This window comes from Priestia sp. MDV22-iso46 (assembly GCF_058629175.1).
Window position 1 is genome coordinate 1,843,436 of record NZ_JBZVWT010000001.1, and the last position, 25,750, is coordinate 1,869,185.

25 protein-coding genes and 1 riboswitch are annotated in these 25,750 nt (G+C 36.0%); of the genes, 4 read left to right on the forward strand and 21 right to left on the reverse strand.

Going from position 1 to position 25,750, the window contains the following annotated elements:
• Positions 1 to 133 precede the first annotated feature (133 nt).
• The 9 genes from AC4NPH_RS09420 to AC4NPH_RS09460 all read right to left on the reverse strand — a co-directional run bounded on the left by AC4NPH_RS09420 (position 134) and on the right by AC4NPH_RS09460 (position 9,393).
• On the reverse strand, positions 134 to 1,195 hold the full coding sequence (locus AC4NPH_RS09420) for a glycosyltransferase family 4 protein (RefSeq protein ID WP_491938702.1): 1,062 nt from the start codon (positions 1,193 to 1,195) through the stop codon (positions 134 to 136).
• 24 nt (positions 1,196 to 1,219) lie between these two features.
• Positions 1,220 to 1,699 carry a PssE/Cps14G family polysaccharide biosynthesis glycosyltransferase gene (pssE, locus tag AC4NPH_RS09425; protein ID WP_491938703.1) on the reverse strand — a complete coding sequence of 160 codons (480 nt, stop codon included), beginning with the start codon at positions 1,697 to 1,699 and terminating at the stop codon, positions 1,220 to 1,222.
• Positions 1,696 to 2,154 carry a PssD/Cps14F family polysaccharide biosynthesis glycosyltransferase gene (gene pssD / locus AC4NPH_RS09430; RefSeq protein ID WP_074894150.1) on the reverse strand — a complete coding sequence of 153 codons (459 nt, stop codon included), beginning with the start codon at positions 2,152 to 2,154 and terminating at the stop codon, positions 1,696 to 1,698. The genes pssE and pssD overlap by 4 nt, the downstream gene beginning before the upstream one ends.
• Before the next feature lie 60 nt (positions 2,155 to 2,214).
• Positions 2,215 to 3,444: a polysaccharide pyruvyl transferase family protein gene (locus AC4NPH_RS09435; protein ID WP_491938704.1), complete on the reverse strand. Its 1,230-nt coding sequence runs from the start codon at positions 3,442 to 3,444 to the stop codon at positions 2,215 to 2,217.
• Between the two features lie 6 nt (positions 3,445 to 3,450).
• Entirely contained in the window at positions 3,451 to 4,995 is a 1,545-nt protein-coding gene (murJ, locus tag AC4NPH_RS09440; protein ID WP_491938705.1) for a murein biosynthesis integral membrane protein MurJ, read from the reverse strand.
• Between the two features lie 117 nt (positions 4,996 to 5,112).
• On the reverse strand, positions 5,113 to 6,327 hold the full coding sequence (locus tag AC4NPH_RS09445) for a hypothetical protein (RefSeq protein WP_491938706.1): 1,215 nt from the start codon (positions 6,325 to 6,327) through the stop codon (positions 5,113 to 5,115).
• Between the two features lie 233 nt (positions 6,328 to 6,560).
• Positions 6,561 to 7,196: a sugar transferase gene (locus tag AC4NPH_RS09450; RefSeq protein WP_074894564.1), complete on the reverse strand. Its 636-nt coding sequence runs from the start codon at positions 7,194 to 7,196 to the stop codon at positions 6,561 to 6,563.
• Between the two features lie 220 nt (positions 7,197 to 7,416).
• A complete protein-coding gene (galU, locus tag AC4NPH_RS09455; protein WP_491938744.1) occupies positions 7,417 to 8,310 on the reverse strand; it encodes a UTP--glucose-1-phosphate uridylyltransferase GalU in 894 nt (297 codons plus the stop codon).
• Positions 8,311 to 8,625: 315 nt separating this feature from the next.
• Positions 8,626 to 9,393: a tyrosine-protein phosphatase gene (locus tag AC4NPH_RS09460; RefSeq protein WP_491938707.1), complete on the reverse strand. Its 768-nt coding sequence runs from the start codon at positions 9,391 to 9,393 to the stop codon at positions 8,626 to 8,628.
• Positions 9,394 to 9,935: 542 nt separating this feature from the next.
• On the opposite strand from AC4NPH_RS09460, the gene AC4NPH_RS09465 reads away from it, so the two are divergent.
• Positions 9,936 to 10,394 (forward strand): VanZ family protein, encoded by a 459-nt coding sequence (locus tag AC4NPH_RS09465; RefSeq protein ID WP_080967549.1) that lies wholly within the window; start codon positions 9,936 to 9,938, stop codon positions 10,392 to 10,394.
• Positions 10,395 to 10,447: 53 nt separating this feature from the next.
• Here AC4NPH_RS09465 and AC4NPH_RS09470 read toward each other — a convergent pair whose 3' ends face one another.
• The 11 genes from AC4NPH_RS09470 to AC4NPH_RS09520 all read right to left on the reverse strand — a co-directional run bounded on the left by AC4NPH_RS09470 (position 10,448) and on the right by AC4NPH_RS09520 (position 23,083).
• On the reverse strand, positions 10,448 to 12,490 hold the full coding sequence (locus AC4NPH_RS09470; RefSeq protein WP_098597976.1) for a SpoIID/LytB domain-containing protein: 2,043 nt from the start codon (positions 12,488 to 12,490) through the stop codon (positions 10,448 to 10,450).
• A gap of 244 nt (positions 12,491 to 12,734) precedes the next feature.
• Positions 12,735 to 14,267 carry a pectate lyase family protein gene (locus tag AC4NPH_RS09475; protein WP_491938708.1) on the reverse strand — a complete coding sequence of 511 codons (1,533 nt, stop codon included), beginning with the start codon at positions 14,265 to 14,267 and terminating at the stop codon, positions 12,735 to 12,737.
• 99 nt (positions 14,268 to 14,366) lie between these two features.
• Positions 14,367 to 15,434 (reverse strand): glycosyltransferase family 4 protein, encoded by a 1,068-nt coding sequence (locus AC4NPH_RS09480; RefSeq protein WP_491938709.1) that lies wholly within the window; start codon positions 15,432 to 15,434, stop codon positions 14,367 to 14,369.
• Between the two features lie 13 nt (positions 15,435 to 15,447).
• Entirely contained in the window at positions 15,448 to 16,233 is a 786-nt protein-coding gene (locus AC4NPH_RS09485; RefSeq protein WP_013055818.1) for a glycosyltransferase family 2 protein, read from the reverse strand.
• Complete coding sequence (locus AC4NPH_RS09490) at positions 16,230 to 17,432, reverse strand: O-antigen ligase family protein (RefSeq protein WP_491938710.1); 1,203 nt, start codon at positions 17,430 to 17,432, stop codon at positions 16,230 to 16,232. Before AC4NPH_RS09490 ends, AC4NPH_RS09485 begins: the two co-directional genes overlap by 4 nt.
• Positions 17,425 to 18,870, reverse strand: coding sequence for a lipopolysaccharide biosynthesis protein (locus AC4NPH_RS09495; RefSeq protein WP_013055816.1), 1,446 nt, complete (start codon positions 18,868 to 18,870; stop codon positions 17,425 to 17,427). Before AC4NPH_RS09495 ends, AC4NPH_RS09490 begins: the two co-directional genes overlap by 8 nt.
• Before the next feature lie 9 nt (positions 18,871 to 18,879).
• Positions 18,880 to 19,830, reverse strand: a complete 951-nt coding sequence (locus AC4NPH_RS09500; RefSeq protein WP_098325821.1) for an NAD-dependent epimerase/dehydratase family protein — start codon at positions 19,828 to 19,830, stop codon at positions 18,880 to 18,882.
• Between the two features lie 12 nt (positions 19,831 to 19,842).
• Positions 19,843 to 20,481: a sugar transferase gene (locus AC4NPH_RS09505; RefSeq protein ID WP_013055814.1), complete on the reverse strand. Its 639-nt coding sequence runs from the start codon at positions 20,479 to 20,481 to the stop codon at positions 19,843 to 19,845.
• Positions 20,482 to 20,512: 31 nt separating this feature from the next.
• A complete protein-coding gene (locus AC4NPH_RS09510; protein WP_013055813.1) occupies positions 20,513 to 21,145 on the reverse strand; it encodes a CpsD/CapB family tyrosine-protein kinase in 633 nt (210 codons plus the stop codon).
• On the reverse strand, positions 21,135 to 21,869 hold the full coding sequence (locus tag AC4NPH_RS09515; protein ID WP_013055812.1) for a YveK family protein: 735 nt from the start codon (positions 21,867 to 21,869) through the stop codon (positions 21,135 to 21,137). Before AC4NPH_RS09515 ends, AC4NPH_RS09510 begins: the two co-directional genes overlap by 11 nt.
• 41 nt (positions 21,870 to 21,910) lie before the next feature.
• On the reverse strand, positions 21,911 to 23,083 hold the full coding sequence (locus tag AC4NPH_RS09520; protein ID WP_013055811.1) for an acyltransferase family protein: 1,173 nt from the start codon (positions 23,081 to 23,083) through the stop codon (positions 21,911 to 21,913).
• A gap of 321 nt (positions 23,084 to 23,404) precedes the next feature.
• On the opposite strand from AC4NPH_RS09520, the gene AC4NPH_RS09525 reads away from it, so the two are divergent.
• Both AC4NPH_RS09525 and AC4NPH_RS09530 read left to right on the forward strand, forming a co-directional pair.
• Entirely contained in the window at positions 23,405 to 23,740 is a 336-nt protein-coding gene (locus AC4NPH_RS09525; protein WP_013055810.1) for a helix-turn-helix domain-containing protein, read from the forward strand.
• Positions 23,741 to 23,851: 111 nt separating this feature from the next.
• A riboswitch (cyclic di-GMP riboswitch) is annotated at positions 23,852 to 23,938 on the forward strand.
• 20 nt (positions 23,939 to 23,958) lie between these two features.
• Positions 23,959 to 24,081 (forward strand): anti-repressor SinI family protein, encoded by a 123-nt coding sequence (locus tag AC4NPH_RS09530; RefSeq protein ID WP_013055809.1) that lies wholly within the window; start codon positions 23,959 to 23,961, stop codon positions 24,079 to 24,081.
• 77 nt (positions 24,082 to 24,158) lie between these two features.
• Here AC4NPH_RS09530 and AC4NPH_RS09535 read toward each other — a convergent pair whose 3' ends face one another.
• On the reverse strand, positions 24,159 to 24,950 hold the full coding sequence (locus tag AC4NPH_RS09535) for a histidinol-phosphatase HisJ family protein (RefSeq protein WP_075421423.1): 792 nt from the start codon (positions 24,948 to 24,950) through the stop codon (positions 24,159 to 24,161).
• A 232-nt stretch (positions 24,951 to 25,182) separates the two neighbouring features.
• Between AC4NPH_RS09535 and AC4NPH_RS09540 the strand changes: the two genes are divergently transcribed.
• A complete protein-coding gene (locus tag AC4NPH_RS09540; protein ID WP_097813316.1) occupies positions 25,183 to 25,740 on the forward strand; it encodes an HPP family protein in 558 nt (185 codons plus the stop codon).
• Positions 25,741 to 25,750: the final 10 nt, after the last annotated feature.

Consider the following 25,750-nt stretch of genomic DNA (forward strand, 5'->3'; position numbering starts at 1 on the left):
TTAATTAAAAAATACTATCTACTTGTTCACTTTTTAAAAATTGAAATTTTCACTCAATAATTAAACATCGGTTTTAATTATATAAAAACAAATATTTTACTTCTTCATCTAACTCTCTTTAAGTTTTATAAAACTAATTTTTTATTAGCCCACTATATATATTCGATAAATTATTCATCAATGACTGGATATCGAACCTTTCGAGGATAATATTTCTATTTTTCATACCCATTTCCGTTCTCAGATCTGCATTATTTATTAAGGATGTCAATGCCTTTGTCAACTCATCTATTTCACCAGGTGTTATTAGGTAACCATTATCACTGTTCGTTATGACTTCAGGGATACCGCCAACATAGGTTGAAATAATAGGAAGACCAAAGTTCATCGCTTCCAAAATGGCCATAGGAAGCCCTTCGTTATATGAAGGAAGAACAAGAAAGTCTACTTGTTTTAATAAATCATTAATCTGTTTGGAATTTACCCAGCCAAGAACTGTTACCATTTCTTCTATTTCATATTCTTTTATTAATTGTTTTACCTGCTCTATCTCTCCGTCGCCAGCAAAATAAAACTTCCCTGTAACTCCACTTTCTTTGAGTTTCTTTATAGAACTTAGTAAATCATAAGTACCTTTTCTCTCGCCTAACCGTCCAAGAAAAAGCCCTATTGGAATAGGATGTTCTCTTTTAAATTCTTTCTCCATTTTATAAACTCCGTTATACAAAACAGCAATTTTATTCTTAGGAACAATATTTGAATAATATTTCTCCCATTGTTTAGATAGAACGATAAGTTTATCAGCTTTGTTTAAAATAAATTTAATCACTTTCTTTTGAATTTCATTAGAATTGTAAAATTCATCAAAGCTTGCAGAATGGATATGCAAAATCACTGGCTTATTAAATAATTTCGAAATTAGCAAAATAATTGTCTTCCGATAAAAACTTCCTTTTTCAGACATATGTATATGGACTACATTTGGTCTAAAAAACATTAGCGAAGAAATTAATTTAAATAATGCTAACATAAAAATAAAGATTCTATTTAAAGTACTACCTGTTATATAGGTTTCAATACGTTTAATTTTATAGTGGTCATTAATAGAAGACTGTTCTATATTTTTAATAACAGTTACAATCCCTCCTTTATCTTTTAAGGAGGAACCTACAACTAATACCTTTGGTTTTTTCATTAAACTTCTCCTTTATAAAAAATACTATATATTAGCAATATAATCCTGAATTGAACTTAATATTGTAGAATTTGCCGGAGTATATTTCTGAAAATTTAACTTATTTATATTATTTAATAAATAAGTTAATTCTTCTTTATTCTGTGCTAACTGAATATACTCTTTTTGTCGATAAGCTTGAGCGATTTCAAGCTGATGATTATCTACATGTTCCCCATACTGACTTAACCTTGGAACAACAATTACTTTTTTTTGCAGCTGTAACGCAGTAGTAATAGTTCCAACTCCTGCATGCGTGACTATAATATCAGCACACTCTATTAGTCTAGTCATTTCTTTTTCAGGTTTAAAATCAAATCCTTCGTAGTAAATAGGCTGATAAGTAGAGTATCCTAGTTGGCCTAAGACATTATCAGTGATAACTTTATCTTCTATAAGTTCATCAACTATTTTTAATAACCTATTAAAAGAAAAATTCTGTGTCCCCACTGCTACTAATATCAATATAGAGACCCCCTATATTTAGCTTTTGGATAAAACGATTTAAGACTTTCCCATTGTATATAAAATTCATCCGCAAACTTGTATACTAATTTACCAGTCAAGCTCGGAGAATTCACTTTGGCAAAACTCTCAATGTAAATAATTTTCTTACCAAACATTTTCCCAAATAAGCAAAGTGGAAATACGGCTCCAGCGCCTGTCGAAATAATTACATCTGGTGCCTCCTTAAATAAGATATTAAATGATTTAAAAATATTGGCTAATAGATTTTTGATGATATGAATATTTTTCCTTTCTTGTTGCACAAGGTAATAAACTTTAAATTCATCTTTTAATTCATTGCTCATTTCACTTTTCTCCGTTACAAAAAAAAAGTCATAGTTTTTTATAGCTGGAACTATTTTTTTTAATTCTATTAAATGCCCCCCCGTAGAACTAACTAGACAAACTTTCATAAAACGAACCTCCCTTTATTCATCATTTTATTTAAAAAGTATTTTTCTTTTGATTTTTAATTAACTATATGCGACAGCCTGATTTATACTAGCTATATACTTCGCTGGAGTTTCCGCACTATTTAATACTTCAGGAATTTCCTTTTTTAACTTTTCTTTTAGATTTTCTCTATTTCTCCAACATTGTTCAGTTACTGAAATTAAGTCATCCGGGGTGATATGATTTATTTCTAAAACATAATCTTCTAGCTCAAGAAGTTCCATTATTCCTCTTGTTTTATGCTCATAATTAATTGCTACAGTAGGTACATAACTAGAGAGAGCAAAAATATTTGAATGCATTCTCGTACCAATAAACATATCTAATTTAGAATAAAAATATTTTAATTCTCTTGGGTTAAAGTCATAGTTTATTAACTGACTAGACTTACTATTAATACCATCTAATATTTCCCTACTGATAATTCGGTCATCATTAAAATCATTGGGTCCTAATACTTGTGGCATCAGTAATAATTTCGCATTATATTTTTCTTCAAAATGTAAAATTATTTTTTGCATACTCTCAATGTACCTTGCACGACGTTGATTTTTATCCTCCATCTCTGGAAAATTCCAATCTCTGGCCGTTAGCCCTAAAATTGGACCTTCATGATTACTTTTTAATTCTAAAAATAACTCGTCTACGTAATTAGATTGCTGCTCATTCATGCAAAATGCTGAATCGGAAACCACTACCACATTCTTATTATTACAACCAATTTTTTCTAACCACTGTTTTGAAATATTCTCTCTAATGAAGATTCTATTTACCCTGTCTAATATTCTCTTACTGACTTTCTGCATAATATTATTATAAAATGGGCCAATAGATTGAGCATAAATGACAACTGGTTTATCATAATCAAATGCAATCTTCAATTGTAGTAAATGTTGAAGTAAGGCTGGACTAAAACGATGAGATAATAAAAAACCACCTCCACAACTCACAACAACATCTGCCCATTTATAGTCATCATCAATATTCTGATTTTTGCTATAAAGGCGTCTTAGCATGGTTAAAGCTGAGATTATTTTAGTTACTTTTGATTCGTCGGGATCAACAGAGATATTACAAGCACATTCTTTTACAAGTACATCGTATGTATCTTTATCTATCTCAGGAAATCTTGTTTTAATCTTTATATTAGCGTTTGGCATATTCTTCTGTATAGAATCAATCATTGATAAAATAATACCTGCATCTCCTTTGTTTCTAGAAGAATGCGCATTAACAATAAGAATATTCAACTATAATCACCTATTCCTTAAGTTTTTAAATGTTTTTTCAATTAAATTGGATGTAGTTTTTTCTTTCAAAAACAGCAAAATAAATATATATATAATTATATAAAGAATAAAATAGCTAATTAAACGTATACAACTTAATTCAAAATCACTCAAGAAAGACAATGTAAACGTATGAAGACTCTCTCTCATGAAATAAATTAAACTACCAGCAGCTATAATGGAAAGAGTAATTTTTGCACTACCCCAAATAAATTTTTTCGACCATATATTCGGCAGTATAGAATTTAATTTTGTATTTAGTAATATAATACTTAATAAAATTCCTAATGTTGAAGAAAGACCCAAACCATTAAGTCCCATCATGTTAACTAGAACAAAGCTTAGAATTATATTAATAAACAAACTAGCTATAATAATGATTGTAGGTGACTTCGTATCTCCTAATGCATAAAAATTCCTCACTACCACGTCTCTTATACCAATAAATATTAGACCAAGTGAATAGTAAAAGAATACTCCGGATGTAGCAATTGTAGCCTCATGGCTAAACTCTCCTCTTTCAAATAACAATTTTATAATATCAGTGCTGAAGAGCATTAAATAAGCACTGATAGGACCAACTATTAATAAAATCATTTTCAAACTATCTTGTGTTAAGTTCACTAATTCTTCTTTGTTAAGCTTTAAGGCTAGTTTTGAGATTTTAGGAAATGTCACAGTTATAATAGCTGTCACAAATATTCCAGTTATCATGGATCTCAACCTAAAAGAATACATTAGTGCAGAAATACTTCCTTCAGAAAGGTTTGATGCAATAAATCGATCTACAATTGCATTGACTTGACTAAAAGCACTACTTATAATAACTGGAAAAACTAGTATTAAGAACTCTTTTGTTTTTATATCAAAAACCTTTTGTGATAATCTGAATTGATATTGTTCTTTTCTTAATAAAGAATATAGAATTATTAACTGTATTAGGAAGGCAGCAAGTGTAATATACGCCACCCCTCCTATACCGAAATCTTTTCCCACTATCACCAGATAAAAAATTATCAACAAGTTATTTGGTAAAAGGCTCATAGCAGACGCAGAGAATCTTTCATAACTATTTAGCATATCTGTATACATTTGAATAGCAATAGATACAAATACTAAGGGAAATAAAATCTTTAACATTTGAATTGACAATGTTTCTGCATAGTCTGGTAAGCCTGGAGCAATCAGGCTTATAAAAGCTTTGCCATTTAAGAATAAGCATAAATATAAACCAATACAGACTAGAAAGAATATGATTATAATATTATTAGCAAACCTATGGGCTTCTTGCCTATCATACATATTTTTCACAAATAAAGGTATGAAGACACTACTTACACTTAATGCAAACGTTATAGCCAGTGTCGAAGGAGTCAAAGCGACAAAATAAGCATCAGTTTCAAATGACGTACCAAATTGGTAAGCTAGGAAGGTTTCCCTTAAGAAACCTAATACTTTACTAAGCGCTGTAATTACAAAAACTATTATTCCTGATTTAACTAACTTAGACATTTTTTACTACCTTTCACTTTTCACGATTGTTTTATTCCTTATTATTCTTCAATAATTATGCAACTTTAAGGAATAAAAATTTAATAAAAACAAATATGTATTCCATTGAGCTATATATTACACATTCTCGTTATTAGATTCTGTCAATCTTAAAGAGATTAACAAGGCGGCTATAAACATTAATGGTAAGGAGCTATTTGCTACAATTGTAGTGTCTACTGGAGTATTTATCACTATATATAATATAGGCAAGAAAACTACAACTCCAAATATTCCCTTAGAGATATAATAAGAATTTACAAGTAACAATATCAGCGCAACCAGGTTTATAAAGGAGGCTATTAGACCATATTCGCCAATCATCATAGCCCAATAAGAATCAGTTAAAAAGACATCGTGCCATGGAGCCAGCCCCCAGATTTTCTCGAAGCCATACTCATAATACAATGCAGAATAATTAGTTCTTGACGCATTTGATCCAAATGTCCCTAGCCCACTACCAAAAGGAAAAAACCTTTTTGCTATATCTAAACTTGTAACCATTAAGATACCTCTAGGTTCCTGTACATTAATAAAAGTTTCCTTGAATTTATTAAAGGTAAATAGTATAGCACTTGTAAAGCTCACCACTACACCCATGAAAACATACCTTCTAAAATATCTAAAAAATAATATTAAAAGGATTATGGTTATATAGAAAGCTATAGCTGTGACTCTACCTGCTGTAAATAGTAATAATAAATTTAAAATGATGTATATATAATTGATTTTATGTTTAAATTTCAAACTAAAAAATAAATTAAGAGCTGTTAGCAAGATAATGCATAATGAAAATTCCGCGGGATGTCCAAATCCATAAGCTACATTTTTCAAACCAAAACGATTACTATATCCTTGCAAAAAATTAAAAATCAAATCTAAGAAAAATACACTTAGAGAAAGTAAAGAGAAAAGATAAGAAAGCTTCACTATAAACCTATATAGCTCTTGGCTATTAGGTAAATAGTATTTTAGAAGCACTCTAGCGCCAAAATATATTAAGATATACTTGACATCTGCAAACAGTGTATATATTTGTAAGAAAAATGTATTATCAACATTTGAAAATATGCTTGATATCACACCTAAAAAAGAAACTATGCTAATTAGAATAAATACTAATACCTCTAAATTGGTAAAAACCTTTTCATGCTTTTTAACAGTCACTAGCTTAACTAATCCTAGGATTGGTAAGACTAACGCTAAAATTTCATCGGAAAAAGTAAATAGAGGAATCCATTCTTCCAGCCAATTAGAAAACAAAACAATAATTAATAATAGCCGCAGAAACATTATAGATTTCCTCCATTTTTTTGTTAATATATATACATAATTCTAATCCTGTATATAAACTATATTCTTCATTCTGACAATAAATAGTTCAAATAAAACATCTTAAGCCTTCTATTTCAAAAATATTTTTAACATATCAGATGAATAATATTTCTATTCATTCTAAAACAAAATCAGTTTTACTAATTGCCTTACCTCTTTAAATTTGCGTAATGTCTTAAGTAGTGCTTATTTTAAAAGGCATTTTTTGAACCTAAAAATACTGTTATAGTTTTCAAAATAATTTTAAAATCTAAGAACAAACTTCGATTGCGAATATAATATAGATCCATTTCCACCATTTCTTCAAAACCCACACTACTTCTAGCACTTGCCTGCCAAATGCCTGTACATCCTGGTGTTACTAATAAGCGCTGCATTTGATAATTTGTATATTCTTTAACCTCTCTCGACAATGGAGGCCTTGGTCCCACTAGGCTCATTTCTCCCTTTAACACGTTCAATAGCTGAGGTAGCTCATCTATGCTTGTCTTCCGTATGAACCTACCTATTTTTGTAACCCTTGGATCATTCTTCATCTTAAACATTGCACCTGATACTTGATTTAAAGATAATAACTCAGCTAGTTTCTCCTCTGCATCAGTGACCATAGATCTAAATTTATACATATTAAATTCAGAACCATCTTTTCCAACCCTAACCTGCTTGAAAAATACCGGACCTTTTGGATCTTCAATTTTTATTAAAATTCCTACAATAAAAAAGATAGGTAAAAGTATAAGTAAACCTAATATTGCTCCAATAACATCTATTAACCTTTTTGTTTTTGAATACCCTAGCTTATTATTAACTTTGTTTTCTAATAATATGGAGTTAGAACCCACAGATTCTTGTTCAACTGAAGGAATTTTCAATTTAATTACTCCTTTACAATCCTTATTGTTTAATTAAGGAAACTTTATTGAAAAAATTTTAAATTTATTGTCTAGTTTAGAATATTGACTGTTGAATATAAGGCTAACCTAATACTCTTTCTGCTTTAAAATCTAATATAGATTCTTAGAACTTTATTGTTATTAAACTTTCTACTTATTTTATCTCTACTACTTTTTTAGCTTGGGCTTCTACTAAATTTTTCATTATATAAAATAAGTCTTCTTTTAGGTCACCATGTTGTAAGGCAAATTCAATCGTCGTTTCAATAAATCCTAACTTTTCTCCAACATCATAACGCTTACCTTCAAAATCATAAGCAAACACACGCTGAAATTCATTTAACTTTTGAATGGCATCCGTTAATTGAATTTCACCGCCAGCTCCTACTTCTTGCTCTTCTAAAAACTTAAAGATTTCAGGTGTAAATACGTAGCGGCCCATGATTGCTAGATTTGAAGGAGCCGTACCTGCTGCTGGCTTTTCAACAAATGTATTCACCTGATGACGACGACCTTCGTTTGAAATTGGATCAACGATTCCGTATCGATGCGTTTGATTATCAGGTACCGTTTGAACGCCTATTACTGAAGATAATGTTTGTTCGTATTCATTCATCAGCTGACGAAGACATGGTGTTTCCGCTTGTACAATGTCATCACCAAGCAGCACAGCAAAAGGTTCGTCACCAATAAATTTACGTGCACACCATACCGCGTGTCCTAATCCTTTTGGTTCTTTTTGGCGAATGTAATGAATTTCTACGTTCGATGATTGCTGTACTTTTTCTAAAATATCGAACTTCTCTTTTGAAACTAGATTATTTTCCAGCTCAGGCGCAAAATCGAAATGATCTTCAATTGCTCTTTTGCCTTTACCAGTTACGATAATAATATCTTCGATTCCTGAAGCAATCGCTTCTTCAACGATGTATTGAATCGTTGGCTTATCAACAATTGGAAGCATTTCTTTTGGCATCGCTTTTGTAGCTGGGAGGAAGCGTGTTCCTAGTCCTGCTGCTGGAATAATTGCTTTTTTTACTTTTTTCATCATTTTTCATCCCTCATTTTCTCTTTTTATTTACTCGTTTAGGTATGTACAAGATGTAAATACTTATGGAAAACCTGTACATATACAGCTCTTTCATAAGTATTTACCTAATTAAATTTTGCTATTTAACCTGCCCTCACACCATATGTTTGACAACAACCTCCCTCTAAGGTGCTTGATTACCCACAGTAAAGACTAGTATCTCCTTTGATAGCACTTAGGAGATATCATCATTTTTTTCATCTTTTTAACTTTTATTGAATATTAAACCATTAACATTCAATAAGAGAAGTAAGTTGTCAGGAATTCTGCCTATCAAAAAATTCCTAAAAACTTTTTTTTCTTCACTTGGTGAGGCGTATCTTGAAAACAAACGTAGCCTTTTATAACAGCTTCTGCATTTTCATGAAACATGTATAACGTGTCAATTCCATATTCAGATGAAATCAACTCGCTTGCTTCTTGCATGTAGAAGTTTCTTCCTGATAGATTGTGTGCATCAGAAGCAATCATATGAGTTAAGTTTGCTTGGATTAAATCCATAGAAAATTTCTTAATTTTTTTACCGAATCTTCCTGTTAAGCTGGATGCTGTAACTTGAGTGAGAACTCCTTTGTTCACCAGGCTGTATAAAATATCTGGATCTTCTATAAGACGGCTGTTTCGCTCAGGATGAACAATAATAGGTGTCAGTCCTTCCGACTGGATGTCGTAGACTAATTTTTCTGTGAATTTCGGCACTTGGCTGGACGGCAGTTCTAAAAATAGGTATTTATCTGTTTGATTTAAGGTGAGTATTTTACCATCTTGATAGTCTTTAATAATTTCTCCATATATACGAGACTCTTGACCCGGTAATATCGTAAGAGGGATATTTTCTTGATGCAGATGCGTGTTTAATCGTTCCACTCGCTGTATAATTTCATTTTTTTCATTTATGTATTGACCATTTTGGTGGTGAGGAGTTGCAACAATGGTATGGATCCCTTCACTTACTGCTTGCTTTGCCATTTGTAAGCTGTCTTCTATGGTTTTAGCACCGTCGTCAATACCGTGCAAAATATGACAGTGAAGATCAATCATTTTTTATAACCTCCTTCTCCTCCAAATAAGCTATATGAACTAGTTTATACTTATGAAATACTACCATAGGCATATTAACCCTTCAACGTCTTATTTTGTCGAAAATTATCAAATGGCTCAATTTATTCTTATTATGACGTTTTTTGTATCTGAAATAGTCTTTTCTTATCATGATAAACGTTATAACTGTATACTAATTTTTTATAATAATTAGATCTATTTTCATTTAAAAGAATTTTATTCCAATTAACTCTACAAAACCTATTTTATCAGTGAAACCCTTACATTTATTGAGCCTAGAGAATTATTTATTTTTAAATTTCTGATAAAAATAAGAATTTTTGTTTGTTATATTGAAAACGCAACCATTGCCTTCTTTATTGCTTTTTCATTGAAAAAAATCCCGACAAATAGTAAATTTTACCTAATTAAAATATAACCAATAAGACCCAATTGAGTTATATACTCTAACTAATTCCTTGCATTTTTCACCATCTTTTTTTATCATTAAGTGAAAATTTTGTAGAGAAAAGAGTTTTTTTATGATTCTAAAACGTGTGTTATTAGTTCTTTTACTATTATCTATTTCAAAGTTCTCCCACACTCCCCATTTAGAAGTAACGGATCCTTCCAGCTGGACAAATCCATCCGCTTGGGATCACAACGCTACGCTTTGGTCTGTACTGCACCCTGGCAGTGAATTTTTCACAGCCTACAGCTACGGTTTTAACGTTGAGTTCATTGTGCGAAAAATTGCCCACCTTTCTTTTTTCGGCATGCTAGGCTTACTTTTTTACTGGAATTTAAAAAAGCAGAGCTATCGTTACATAAAAGCATGGCTGTGTGTAGCTGCGTTTGCATTTATAGATGAAGTGCATCAGGCGTTTATTATCGGCCGAGATGGTCGGATTATAGATGTAGCTGTTGATTCACTAGGTGCAGCCATTGCTTTATATTTGTTATATCGGGCGAGAAGAACGAATGTAAGAGTACCAAAGTAAAAAAAAAGCATGCCGCTGGCATGCTTTTTTTATGCTGAAAATCTCGTATTCTTTTATTTTACCGTCACTTTCGTATACGTGCTGTAGCCTCCTTGCCCTTTCACTAACACGTGCAGAAGTGTCCCGGATTTTTGCTTTGGCACGGTGATAGAAAAGTTTCCTGCATTATTCGTTTTTCCCGTCGCAATGATATCTGGCCACACTTTTACATAGATGGTCGAGTTTGGCTCTGCACTTCCTGTAATTTTGGTATCCTGGCTTGAAATAGCATTAACTTTTGCTGCTGCCGGAGCCAGATCCGTTTGCACAAATAGTTTTGTATAAGTACTATAGCCGCCTTGGCCTTTCACTAATACGTGAAGCTGTTTGCCCGCCGGCTGCTTTGGAATCGTAATTGAAAAATTTCCTGCATTATCCGTTTTTCCCGTCGCAATCGTATCCGGCCATACTTTTACGTAAATAGTCGAATTTGGCTCCGCTGTTCCCGTTAGGTTTGTATCGCCTTCATTTAACTCATTTACTTTTGCTGCTTCAGGGGCTGTATCAGACTGCACATAAATTTTTGTGTACGTACTGTAGCCGCCTTGACCTTTGACTAGTACGTGAAGCATCGTTCCCGCTTGTTGTTCTGGCACGTCGAATGAAAAATTCCCTGCAGCGTCTGCTTTTCCTGTTGCAATTGTATTCGGCCATACTTTTACGTAGATAGTCGAATTAGGTTCAGCTGTTCCTGATAGTTTGCTATCGCCAGCCTTGATTGGATCTACTTGAGCTGGATCTGGAATAGTAACTCTAGGGTATTTGTCCGCGTAATGAGAGACTAGGCTTACACCTGGATAGTAAAAGTCTAGAATGTCGGTATATGATTTTCCTTGAGCAGCCATGGCATTTGCTCCGAATTGACTTAAACCGACTCCATGCCCGTTTCCTTTTCCTTCAATAGTAATTGTGTCCCCCAAAGGATCTTGCTTAGTAAGCATCAGGCTTTTAAACCGCGTTCCGTCCAGCATAAATCGAATGTTATCTGCTTTATCTCCAGTTCGACTCCATGTTTTAACTGCAAGCTTATTGTCTTGATCTACTTCGCCTTTCATCACGTAGGTTACGCTGATATCTCCTTTGCTCATACGCTGACCTGACGTTGGCTGATAAAGGCTAATTTTAGAAATGCCTACAATTTTAATGTCTTTTCCTTTAAATTGAGTCGCTGTTTGCATTTGTGCTTTAATTTTGCCTGCGATTTTTTCATCCGCTTCTTTTGTTTGACTCCACCACGCGTCTGGGTTTTTCAAATCTTTTGTAGATAGGTCAATTTGCTGTTTTTGAACTGTTAATGACCATTTTGTTTGAGGATCATACGGATCAGTTTTTACTTGAAAGTAAGGATGAGAAGCCTTTCCCCACGCATTATAATCAGATTCAATGATTCCGCCGTTGCTTGAAGAAAACACAGAGTTAATTAACGCACCGTTGTACTTTAATACTTTTCCAAACGTTTCATCAACTGCGCTGTTGGTACTGTTGTACCATTCATATCCTCCGTATACTTGAAAACTTGTTGTATCATCAATGATTTTACTTGCATAGCTTAATGCGTATGTTCTCGCAGCAACAGCCTGAGATTTTAATGCGTCAGCATGCCAAGACGTATACACTTCTTTTGGAACAACGCCTTTTAAATAATCTTCCATTGGAATTGTATTGATGGGTCTGACATATTTGCTGCTTTCGTTGGTAAACTGTACGTTTCCTAAGTAGTTTCGGTTATTAATAGAAAGGAAGGCTTCGTATGTAGATGGTTTAGCAGTGAAGCTATCGAATTCACCAAGGACTTCTTGGTTATGCAGGAGTTTGACTTTGCTCCCCGCTACTTTTACTTCGTACTCTGTATTAGCTTGAAGCGTTACTTTGCTGTCTGCAATCGTATAGGACTGCGATGGCTTAATTTTAATACTGGATTGATTGCCTAAATAATTTTTTAATTTTACGGATACCGTCGGCTCTGTTTCGGCTGCCTGTACAGGCTTAATTGCAGCACTATAGCTAAACGTAACCAGTAAACTTAGCATGAATAAAACGGGTAAAATCTTTCTCATTCTGTCTACTTGTCTCCTTGTCTATTTTTCTGTTTTCCTTCGTTATATCGGCAGACTTTCGACAATTTCCAACCTTTTTAGCTAAGTTTAATTAAAATATTTCTTTATTTGAGACTAGGCAACAAATAAACCAGATAACTTACGGTTTTGAGGCTTGTTCTATCCATAGTACGCTCGTGACTTTTTATCGACATAAAAAATAGCTTCTCATAAAAAGAAGCTGGTTTAAAAGTAATTTCTCTACTTAGATTTTTGTCCCGGAGACTTTCCCAGTGTTATCAACGCTTAGCTTCCAGCTTTGTCCGTCAGGAGATTTAAGAATCAGGCTGTTTCCTTGCTGAAACTCGAGGTTTCCATACATTTTGCTTCCGGACGTTGCCACCCAAGAAGAACCTGGCATCATAGAAGACGTACCGAATATACGGTTAATTCGAAAACGTTTGTGGTCTTTTGTATATTCGCTTAGTGTAAGTCTCATTTTATACAGCGTATTGGCTCGCACTTCTGCCGTTACGGTGTTTCCTAAGTTGTTTTTTACGTCTTTGGCTGTTGTCCACGCACCGTCTAGTGCTGTTAGATATTCAAATTTAATATTTTTAGGTGACTCACCCCATCCAAATGAAGCGCCGGCCATATTCAGCATTTTAATTGGATTTGCAGTAAAGTCCATTTCAATCACAACGGGAGCTGAAGCCGGCACGTCAAGGTAATTCATGCTTTGTTCATCAATTAAGCTGAAGCAGTTGCTGATGCTTCCTCCGTACGGGGCTTTTCCAGCGATTTGCTTGACGGTATATTTTTTATCAGCTTGTACGAAAATATCGTCTTGATTGCCGATTATATCAGGCTTTCCGGGAAGACCTGGAGCAAATATATTCCGGGTTTGTTCAAAAGGAGAAGTAATATCATTATACTGTCCGTTGTTTAAAATAACTGTGGATAAAAGATTAGAGGCAAGCTGATTTCGACGTGAGATACTCGTGAATTCTACGGGTGGTTGGCCGCCATTCATCAAATACGTATCCCAAATATGACCTTCAAAGGTGTTGTAAGCGCCTGAACATTTAATTGCTCGTTTCGTTTGGCTGCGGCACTGCATTTGAAAATGACTAAAGCTGTTTCCTGACGTTTCATACGGCACGTCGCTAATGCCAGCTACGTCAATTCCATACTGACAGCCGTCAATTGATAAATAGCTAAAGTTATTCGCGTTAATCCATGCAGGCGTATTGATGTTGGTGATTTTTTCGGTTTGCAGCAGCACGCCCCTTTCAAAGTTGCGAAGGTGTACAAATGATACGTTCACAAAGCTAATAAAATCCCATGCCTTTTGGCAGTAAAAATAAATGCCTTTTCCGTTATAAGCACCAGACGTATTAATCATACTGATGTTGCTTATCGTCGTTTTGTTTCCTGTTTCTAATTGCTGCGATCCGTGAAGGTAAATGACCGAAGAGGTAAATGATGGGTCGGTCACTTCAACTGTTCCACCTGAAATCGACGCATCTTTTTGCAGCGTAAAAACATGATAATTTCCCGTTACTTTAAGTTTGGTTCCGCTGTCCATTTCAAACGAAATAGACGGTTTAATCACAAGGGGTGATGCGATGGCATACGTATAGTTTCCTGTTAGTAGTACGCGTGATAAATTGTTGCTAGCTGCGTAATTAATTGCTTGCTGTATCGCAGGTGCATCATCCGTCACGCCGTCTCTTGTCACGCCAAAACAAGCGGCGTCGACTATTCTTTCTTCACTGCAGTTTTCCATTAAACTCATCTCGCTTTCTCAGCAGGTGTAAAGCATGTACTGCTTGTATTACTTTATGCGTTTTGGCTACCTGTGGTTCACTGTTTTCATAGAAAAAAAGCTTCCGGTTTAGAAGCTTTTTCCGCTCACGTTTACGTATTGATTAGCAGTCGATGCAATCATTTGACTCGACGTAAAGTGCTGTTCGACTTTTTTTCTAGCACCTTTGGCAAAACGCTGCTTTTGTTCTTGCTCGGCGTACAGTTCCGTTATTTTTTCGGCAAATGCTTGAGGTGAATAAGTCGGGATTAAATAGCCCGTATCTCCATCTGCTATCGCTTCTTTCACGCCTCCTACATCAATTGAAATCATCGGTGTACCGACAGCCATTGCTTCTAAAACAACCATTGGGAATACTTCACGGTGAGAAGTTAACAGAAGCATATCCATTTTCGTAATAAATGCTTCAGGGTCTTGTACTTCTCCCCATATCTTTATCTTTTCAGATAAGCCTTGCTGCTGGATAAGCTCTTGAATTCGCTGCAGCTCGGGCCCTCCTCCTCCGATATGAAACTTCATATGCTCATGATCTCGAAGCAGCGAGGCAATTTCGATAAACAGCTCGTGATTTTTTTCTTTTGAAGCTCTTGCTAACAGGCCAATATGACAGTCGAGTGAAGCAGCTTTTTCTTTAAACACAAACTGATCTAAATCCACCCCGTTATAAATCGTTGTCACTTTACCGCTATTCACGCCAAGGTGCATTAACTGCTCTTGTTCAAAGCGGCTCACGGTAATTACTTGATGCACAAAAGAGTTTACGAGTTTACAAAATAGACCCTTCGCTTTTTGTTCCAGCACCGTTACATTATGCTTTGTATAAAGTATTTTTACTTTTTTTCGCAGCAGCCGATTCACGCATACTGCATACATCACCATACGCAGGCTGTTGGCATGAATGATATCAATTTTACAAGTTCGCACTTTTTTCCAAAGCACATAAAGGTTGTGAAGATGATTTTTCCTGCTTAAAGGCGTGAACCGTTTTTTATATTGAATTTTATTGTACAGTTCTCCCATTGCAGCTGCTGTATATACGGTAATATCCGGATGATTCAATTGATTTTCGAGCTTGCAAAAATACGTTTCTGCTCCGCCTGTAATCAATTTATCCGTAATTAAAAGTACGTTTTTCAAGACTTCACATCCTTTACGATTTTGAGAGATTTTTACTTTTGGCATACGCATTCACGCTGTACTGCACAAAATAAGTCGTGCTTTTCCATAGAGGCAGCCGCTCTTGCTTACGAAGAAGGTTCCAATACCTCGTCGCTGCTTTAAGCTTGTTTCTAGAAACCGAGTGAGATACAAGACGGTAATAAGCAAGTGACTCTTGAAGACCGTACGCAGTATAGCCTTTTCTCAGCAGCGACAGCCACAGTGCCGTGTCTTCTGGCTGAATGCTTGGCATTGAAATTGCGGAAATTTGTTTTTTATCAAGCATCACCGTCAAACAGCCGATAATGGTGTTTCCCACAAGCGTCTTGTAATCAACGCTTTTAGGAACGTTCACTTCAACGCCTGTTTTTTCACCTTTTTCATTGATGATGCTGTAGCCTGTATAGGAAAAAGCGCAATTTTTTTCAAGCATAAATGCCACTTGTTTTGTAAGTTTTTCTGCGTGCCATACATCATCGCTGTCTAAAAAGGCAAGAAAACGTCCGTTTGCTGCATTTATACCTTCATTACGTGCCGCTGCGGCTCCTGAATTTTTTGTAAGCTGAAGCAGCTGAATACGTTGATCTTTTCTACTGAATTTCTTTACTACTTCAGCCGTTTCATCTGTTGAACAGTCGTCAATCACCAGCAGCTCCCAGTTGAGGTAGGTTTGCTGCTGCACGGATTTGATGGTGGATGAAATGAAGGCTGCGCAGTTATAGGCAGGTGTAACGATTGAAACGAGGGGCTGATTTTGTTGAAAGTTTAAAAGATTCATCTCGCACTCTCCTCACTTTGATGATTTCGTAAATAGCCTGACAGCAGCGCTAAGTATAAAAAGAACAGCTCATTTACAATTAACGAAAGTGACATCATTTGAAGCAAAAAACCAACAAACGTTAAAAATAAGTAAGGTTCTTGTTTATGAATTTTTTGTTTCAAAAGCTGAAGCAACACAAGAAGTAAAAAGCTGAAATATAAGCAAAAACCAATCATACCCGTCTCTGATAAAATCTCTAAAAACGTGTTATGAACGTACAGCGCCTCACCGTAGTAAAACAAGTTATACTCTAAAAAGTTAAAAGCGCCGATTCCGGCAAACGGATGCGATGAAAAAAACTCAAATGCCCGGTTCCACAGCGAAAACCTCCCGCTTCCTCCGTCATGTAAAAAATCATCGGCTCGTTCGGTTAGAATTGTAAACACGTTAAAATTCGTCATAAAATGGGCGATAAGAGCAAGCAAACCAAATAAAAACACAAACGAAAGAACTGTTTTGAGACTGTTAAGCGATCGAGTAATGAGCAAATACAGAATCAACACAGCGACCATGGCAATTAATCCGCCTCGCGAGAACGTTAAAACGCTTGCTAATGTGCTAAGTAAAAGTCCGACTTTATTTTTAGTACTACCGCTATTCGTTAAAAAATAAGTAAAAAACAGCGTATTATAAAATACATAAATATTAGGATCATCCAGCACGCCAATCAAACGCGGATAGCTGCGGTCAATCATCACGCCCCATTTGATAATTTCTACATCGGAGGCAAATTGAAAATGAACAGCTTGAAGACCCGCCATATAAAGCAGCAAACTCACGCCGTTAAAAAGAATGCCAGCTCCGGTTAACGCACGTTTGATGCTGCCGCTATGAAACTCTGCTATGACATATTTCATTAAAAAGTAGCAAACGAGAATAAGCAAAACTCCTAGCATAATACGAAGACTCGCTTCTGGATACAGAGAAAACGCTCCGGTCATACAGTAAAAAAGATAAAATAAAAGCAGCAGCACTTCATATGCTTGAAGCTTATAGACGTAAAAAGAAGCAAAGCTAAGCAGCAGAAGTGCAAATAAAAAAATCATGTACGGTTTTAATGCAAAACCAATATTGACGTTATATTTGCTTAGCGTGACAAGAACAAAAAGGCAAAACAAAACGGTCGATTTTCGATTCTGTACATATACACTATCCATTTTGTGCCTCCTTTCTGTTCTCTACGTTTACTGGTTTGTTTTTTTGCAGGTAGCCTAGCGCTTGATTTCTAATCTCTTTATCTAGCAGCGTCAGCAGTAACACAAGCAGTATGTTTACGCACAGCGCAATAAACGGGTGCTGTGAAAATAGCAGCGTGGTAATTGCAAGCGTGCTTCCAAATAAGCAAACAAAAATCGGAAAGGTTTTACGCATGATAATGACTCTTTCAGGGTTGCATAGCCAGCAGCCGAGAAACAGGATTCCTTCAATCAGCAACGCAGCATACACGGCTCCCATCACAGAATAAGCAGAGCTTAAAAAATAGTAAAAAGCAATTCCCGATACAACAGCAATGAGCTGAACGCCCGTTCTTCTTCCTTGAAGTCCTTTTGTTGTTAAACCGTCTGCTAGTGCTACGCTTAAGCCTTGAAAAATCAGCATCAGCGACAGCCACTTTAACGCATCTCCGGCCGCAGCCCATTTCTCTCCAAACAATAAAGACACGGCAAGATCGGATAAATGATAAAAAGGTAGCGTCGTTATCATTCCTACTAAGCTCATAAGCTTCACTTGAAGAATATTTAACTGTAAATGTTTGTCTGTCTTCTGATGATTATAATGGCGAAATAATACTGGATAAAACGCACCTGCTACAATTCCTGGAACTTGATACAGCGCCGATGGAATGCGGTACGCAACGGCAAACACACCAACGGCTGCAAGCGGAATTGTATTTTCTAATACGATTGGACCAAGCTGCGGCAGCAGCATAATCAGCAGTCCGCTTACAATAAAGGACCCGATATTCTTCAGCAGTCCCCGTTGAATTCGCTTTTTAAAATTAAACGATACTCTTTTCCCAACCATCCACAGACCGTACACTCCTGCTAAAAAGTAGGAAAAGCCAAACAAAAACGAAATAAAAAACGGGCTTGTATGCATCAGCATTCCAACCGTCAGCAGAACCACCAGCAACAGAGCTGAATAAATCCGAATGGCTCCTAAATGATGCATTTGTTCAGTAAGCTGAAAATACGTAATCCCGATGCTTTGCATCGCAAGTCCTGTCACCATCGGCACAATCAAGTAATACATCATCTTTACAAGTGATGCTTCGTGATAAAACAAGGAAATCACTATATACGCTCCTGCAAACGTCGCAAGCAAAAGCAGAATTCTCATTTTCACATACGATGACAAAAGATGATCCACGTCCGCCTGTTTTTTAGAGCCTTCGCGAAGAACCGTATTGCTTAAGCCAACGTCAGTAAAGTAGCCTAATATCATCGCAAAAGCTAGCGCTACGCTGAATCTCCCGTAACTAGCTGCGCTTAAATACTGTGCCAGTACGATAAGCGCAGCTGCATTTAACAAACGTGATACAACGGTACTAATAAATAAGTGAACAATGTTTTTCCAAATGGAATTTTTCTTCATACATCCCTCTTACTCCATCGTTTTAGCAAATCGCTGAGCTAGCGTTTCATGATAATAGTCATACGTTTTGGCCAAGCCTTTTTCAAGCGTAAAAGCAGGCGACCACTTCAGCGCTTTGATGCTTTCTTTATTGCACAGTCTGCTGTCTGCAATATCACCTTCACGCACGCTGTGATAAGCAGGTGTTAAGTGACTGCCGGATATGCTTTTCATCGTAAAAAAGAGTTCGTTGATGCTGATGCTGCTGTTATTGGAAATATTAAACGTGCCGCATCCTTCATACTGAATTGCTTGTAAACACGCCTGGCTCACGTCTTCTACGTAAATAAAATCTCTTGTTTGACGGCCGCTTCCGTAAATAATCGGCTGCTGGTTCGTAACAAACCGGTCAAAAAAGATTGAAATTACGCCGCCTTCCCCCTGTGAATTTTGCCGTGGACCGTATACGTTGCTGTAGCGAAGAATAACGTAGTCAATATCATACAGCTGTTTGGCAAGCTTCAAATATTCTTCAGACGTAAACTTTGACAGTCCGTAAGGTGAAGCTGGACTCGTTGGATGAGTAAGCGTAATTGGAGTAACGTTCGTATTTCCGTACACGGCAGCTGATGAAGCAAAAATGATTTTTTCAGCTCCGTGTTTTTTGCATGCATTAATAATGTTGATCGTTCCTTGAATATTAACATTGGCGTCATGATGAAAATTAGTAACGGAATGAGCCACGCTCACTTGAGCCGCTTGGTGAACAACATAATGAGGTTTAAACTCGGCAAATACTTTATCTAATTCTTCACTCACAATATCTCCGTAGTGAAAAGAAATGCCTCGATTTTCTAAGTTTGCTATTTTTCCCGTTGATAGATTGTCGATTACCTTTACTTCAAATCCGTTTTGATAAAGAAGCTCTGCCATATGTGACCCAATAAAACCGCATCCGCCTGTAACTAATACTCTTTTCATGTTATCCCTCTCCTATCTTGATCCGTCTCCTGTTACAATGACTCTTAGCGTTTTTATCATAATCTTCACGTCAAACCGTATATTCGTATGTTGAATATAGTAAAGATCGAGCTCCAGCTTTTCTGCTGGCGTTAACTCATATCCTCCGTTAATTTGCGCCCAGCCTGTTAGTCCAGGCTTAACAGCAAGCCGCTGACTAAACGAAGGAAGTGTTTTTTGAAATTCTTCTATAAATACTGCTCTTTCAGGTCTTGGACCGACAATCGACATATCGCCTTTTAATACATTCCACAGCTGAGGCAGTTCATCAATTCGCGTTTGGCGAATCAGCTTTCCTACTCTGGTAACGCGGCTGTCATTTTTAACGGCCCACTGCGCTCCGTTTTTTTCCGCGTCACTGTACATCGAACGCAGCTTCATGATGGTAAATGGCCTGCCGCTTTGACCCAGACGCTCTTGAAGAAAGAAAGGTGAACCCGGTGTTTCAATCATCACAATAAGCGCAAACAACAAAATAACAGGTAGCAAAACCACAAGAGCTATAAACGAAATCACAATATCAAACATGCGTTTACACAGTGAGTAAAAAAGTGTAAATTCTTTTTTTAGCACGTCGGAATCACTAATCGTTTTCGAGACAATTTGATTCATCGTTTCACTTCCTTCTATATAAACTGAGGAGCTAGTGAGATGGACTCCAAATAACGCCTAGTACATGAATCCGCGCTTTTTCCAGCATATTTTTTGTTTTGACAACGGCATCTGCTTTTGTTTTGCGTTCTTCCACAACAAGCATGGTGGCATCACATTTTGCTGCAAGAATATGAGAATCTGTCTCTTCTAAAAACTGAGGTGTTTCAAAAAGAATCAAATCGTATTCTTCTTTCCATCCTTTTATGAGCTCATCAAAATACTTGGAAACAAACAGTGTGGATGCGTTTCGAAAGTGAGATCCGGCCGGAAGCACGTCCAGTCCTTTGTATGATGTTTGTTTAATGGGTACATGTCGGCCTTTCCCATTTACTAACACATCCGTTAACCCTTCTGAACTTCCAAGGTCAAAGAGCTGATGAAGAGAAGGACAATGTACGTTTCCGTCAATAAGCAGAACGTTTTTCTCTTGTTCAGCAAATGAAATCCCTAGCTTTGCCGTCATAAGCGGCTTTTTATCGTTCACTTCCGCTGATGTGATTGTCAGGCATTTGGCTTCACTATTCAGCAGAACCTCAACATTTTTTCGAATCATATTTGTTTGGTTGATGGTTTTAGCATCTTGATACAGTGAAAATGGGTACTTTCTTCGTTTAAAACTCAAGGTTCTCCCTCCTAGTCTTTGCCTGATCACTGCCTTGCTTTTGGTTTCTCTTCATCTTTCGAGGTTGGAGTTCGATATGCCCAATGACAGGGAGACCGATAAGCTTCTCAATTTCATCTTCATTTCGAAGTGAGTCATCTGCGTATTCACGAAGAACAGCAATCGCTACTCCAAGCATGAAGCTTACGACAATTGCTATAGCTGCTACAGGAAGCGGTTTCGGAAAGATTTGTTCACTATCAGAAGGATCTGTCAGCACTTGAATATTGCTTCCTTTCATTAGCTTCTCAGCTTGATTTTTTGATAGAAAAGCGACTCTGTTTGCAATTTCACTTACTTGTTTAGAATCGTGATCTCTGACTGTAATATTAATAAACTGAGAGTTTTCATTGTGCTGAACGGTGATTTCATCACTTAAATCTTTTATTGAACTTTTTAAGCTCAATTCATCTTTTACTCCTTTTAATACAATAGGATTTTTAATAAAATCGATGTAAGAAGAAATCAATTGTGTGTTCAGCTGTGTAATATTTGCGATTTCATCTACATTTTTAGAAGTTGCTTGATTTACCAGCACTTGAGCTGACGCTTGATATGTTGGCTTTAACACATAGAAACTTACCGCAGCAATACTTGTGCTGGCTAACAGCATAGTGGCTAAAACAGTCAGCCACCTTTTTTTTAAGATGTAAAAGAAGTCCTTAAGCTGAAGCTTATCTTGCATAATAATGTCCCTCCAACTAATCATTTATGGCTCAAAATGCCTTAATAGCGGCTAATTGTACGTCTATTATTTTTTAAAGCTATATTCTTATTTTTAACTAACATCTTTCCAAATTTGCATGAAGGTTTCTCAACAAAACGGTTAACTCCAATAGCCAAACAAAATGATGCAAAGAAACAAAGACATAAAATTATTTCATACGGCAACCGTCCATGCAGAAGATAAATAAACGAAAATAAGACAATTAAATGGACTAAATATAAGCTATATGAAATTTCCCCCAACAAAGTAAACAGCTTTTTTTTCAACATTTTAGAAGCAGCTGGTGATGCTAATGCGAGAACGATTAGAATACAGCTTCCTGCCATTGCTAATACATTTCGGCATAAAAAGTTATTTGTAATATCATAGTTTGTTAGTACGCCTTCAGAAAGATAGAGTGCAAAGCCAATAGTGATAATCCCTATTTTTTGCATCCAGCTTCTTGCACGGTATACATGAATTAAAGTATCTCTGTACTTAGCTGTTATGGCACCAGCCATAAAAAGAAGCAAATAATGAAATGAAAGTAAATAACTCGTAGGTGTTAATGAAGATTGATTTACCAATAACAACAGAGATGACACTACAAAAATGAAAAAGAAAAGCCTCATTACTTTTTGACCAGATAGCTTGACTAATACCAACAAAATTAAAGGAAACAAAAGAGAAATTCTCATTTCATGAACAAGTGACCAAATCACATTGTTGTAGGCATCAGTATTGTATGTCCCGATTAAAAAGAAATGTTCAATTAGTAATCTTGGCGATTCTCTCATGTTCCAAGAATTGTTAAACCATAGACTTAATTCATTGATCCCTCCTTGAGCGAAAAGTAATTTACACCCAATCGCAAGACAAACGGAAAACAAATATGGAAGATAGATCCGGCACACTCGCCTAATTACATATTCTCCGTAACGAAAAGAACTGCTTTCATAAAACGGAAGAGCTAATACAAAACCGCTTAAAACAAAAAACAAAACAACCGACTCGTTGCCGCTGCTAAAAAATAACCGTAGCGGACTTTCTTTTAACACGTACATCAGGAAAGAAGAATGAATTTGATAGCTGTATTCACTGAAACTTGGGAAAATCATGAGGTAATGATTAATAACAACAAATAAAGCGGCCAATCCCCTTACAGAGTCAAGTTCTACGTAACGCTGTTTCATACAATCCCCTGTCTAAAATGTAGTAGCACAACGCGATTATTCTTTTAGATCACGTAATTCGGCTCGTTCATTCTCTTTCTGTACACTCGGCAAAACGTTCATTATAATGAATGAAAAATATGATAAATCGACAAATATTCTTAATAAAGAACAATTTGTAAGTGAAGTATAGCATGATATACCTGCATCAAGAATAGGTATTTTAACCTATTTATTCTTTATAAAGAACAAAATATTATTAGTTTTATATTTTTATGTACACAAGATGCACAAATATGCGTTATAATGAACAAAAACCTATAAGAAGAGGATGAACTGAATGTGATAGGGGAAAAGATTAAGAATTTGCGACTAAAAAAAGGCTATTCTATTACACGCTTGGCTGAAGAAGCCAATATTTCAAAATCGTATTTGTCTCATTTAGAAAAAGGGTTAAATAATAATCCTTCTCTTCAAATGCTTGATAAAATCGCGTCTTCTCTTCACACAACGATTGATGAATTAATTGAGGGAGATATCAGCTGTCCAGCTCTAACTTCAAAGCCAGCCCTTAATCTAGAGTGGCTTCAATTAATTGAACGAGCCGTTCAAGACGGCATGACCAAAGAAGAATTTATTGAATTTCAGTATTATTTAAAGTTCCGAAAAACAAACTGATACATCCATTTACTAACGTTTAATTTTTTTGTGATAATCGACCTATTTCGACATCTTTTACAAATATTATTTTGTAAAATAACTGTATACTAAGAATACTATTACAAATTATCCAGATAAGGGCAAAACTATTGAAAAATAGTGACGCAAAGCTTCAGGTCTAAGGCCATTTTTGGCTACGACAGCTGGGTTCCCTGGCAAAGGGTGGATGAATCGTAATGAAAAAAGAAAATGTACTGTCAATCGATCAAGAGTGGGTAAGTCTTATGGAAGCAGCTCGCACGCTGGGGCTGACTATCGAAGAAGTCCGGAGATTTTTATCGGATCTTAAGCGGAACTAAATTAAAAAAGCACGCTCAAATTAGAGCGTGCTTTTTACAGTTATTATTATTCTAGAAGAAAGTGAAACCCACTCCTGTTAAATACGAATTCCTTTTGGCTTGCGTTGATCAAATGTATAAATCTCCGTAAACCCGCACTCTCTCGCCATTTCAACCGCTTCTTTCATATGCGCTCCTACCGTTTCAGCAAAGTGTGAATCAGAGCCAATCGTTAAGATTTCTCCGCCCAAATCGCGGTAGAGCCCAACAACTTCAAGTGCCGGCAGCGCTTCGCCCAGCTTCCCTCTCATGCCTGAAGTATTAATTTCAATTCCGATATTGCGATCAATTGCTTTTTTCAAAATATCCGCAAGAATATCTTTGAATTGATGAAAGTCGTAAATGCCGTACTGTTCAAACGCATAGCGCTTCATTAAATCTAAATGAGCCAACACGTCAATATCCGCTTCGCTTACTAGCTTATACATTTCGTTAAAATAAGTGCGGTAAATTGCTTCTTTGTCATTCAGCTCCAAATGTTTACGAAGCTTGATGTTATTAATGTTATGAACCGATCCTAAAATAAAATCAAAGTTCTCCTGCTGCATGGTTTTTTGATACTTCTCTTTTAGATAGTGCGGCTCACAAATTTCAATTCCCTTTTTAATCACTAGCTGGCCTTGAAATTGATCTCTGCATTCCGCTAGTTCTCGTTCATATTTATCAAAATCCATATGACCGTATGTTGGCGCTAATGGATTTAATGAAAAGTGCTCGGTAAAACAAATTTCGTTTATGCCGTTTTTTACAGCTTGTTCGCACACTTCTTTCATGACTGCCTGTGAGTCAAATGAATTGTTCGTGTGATGATGGTAGTCTACTAGATACATAATTTAGTCACCTCTAGATTTATTATACATGTCTCCTTCCCTTCCTGCACATAGAGACCCTTTATGCCGCTTATCCTGCCTTTTTTCGTTCATAAAAAGAATTTCCATTAAAAAAAGACGTTTTTCCTCTTCCAGTAATCCTTGTTTTCTTATAAACTAACTTAATATAGCAGATGTTCTGACATACAACTTGACAAACAACTTTTACTTACAAAGGAGAAAGGAATAAGAAATGGAGATTGAAAAAAGCTTTCCTCAAACAAAAAGCCCCTTTCTGTCTTACTTAAGCTCTTATGCTAAAAAGATGAAAGGAGAACTAAAAGAAGAACCGAAAATCAATTATAGAGATGCGGTCGTTTCTTCTATCGGAGGTTTAATTGCGATTATCATCAGCAGTGCGATTGCACTCGCGCTTGGGTATCCAATGGCACTCGCTCCGATTGGCGCAAGCTGCGTACTTGTCTTCGGGGCACACAAAGGTCCTTTATCACAGCCGCGCCACGTGCTTGGAGGGCATTTGCTCGCAACGGTTTCCGCACTTATTATTTGGAGCTTATTTCATCGAAGTCTAATCACCATAGCGATTGTACTTGCGTTTGTTCTTATTTTAATGATTCTTACCAAAACCGTTCATCCTCCCGCTGCAGCTAGCGCGATTGTCGCAATTAATACTCAAGCAGGCTGGGGATACTTAGGTATTATTATGATTTGTGCTTGTGTGGTCGTATTGATTTCTACCGTGTATAATAATTTATTTCAAGATCGGCAGTATCCCAGGTATTGGGTTTGATATCGGGATT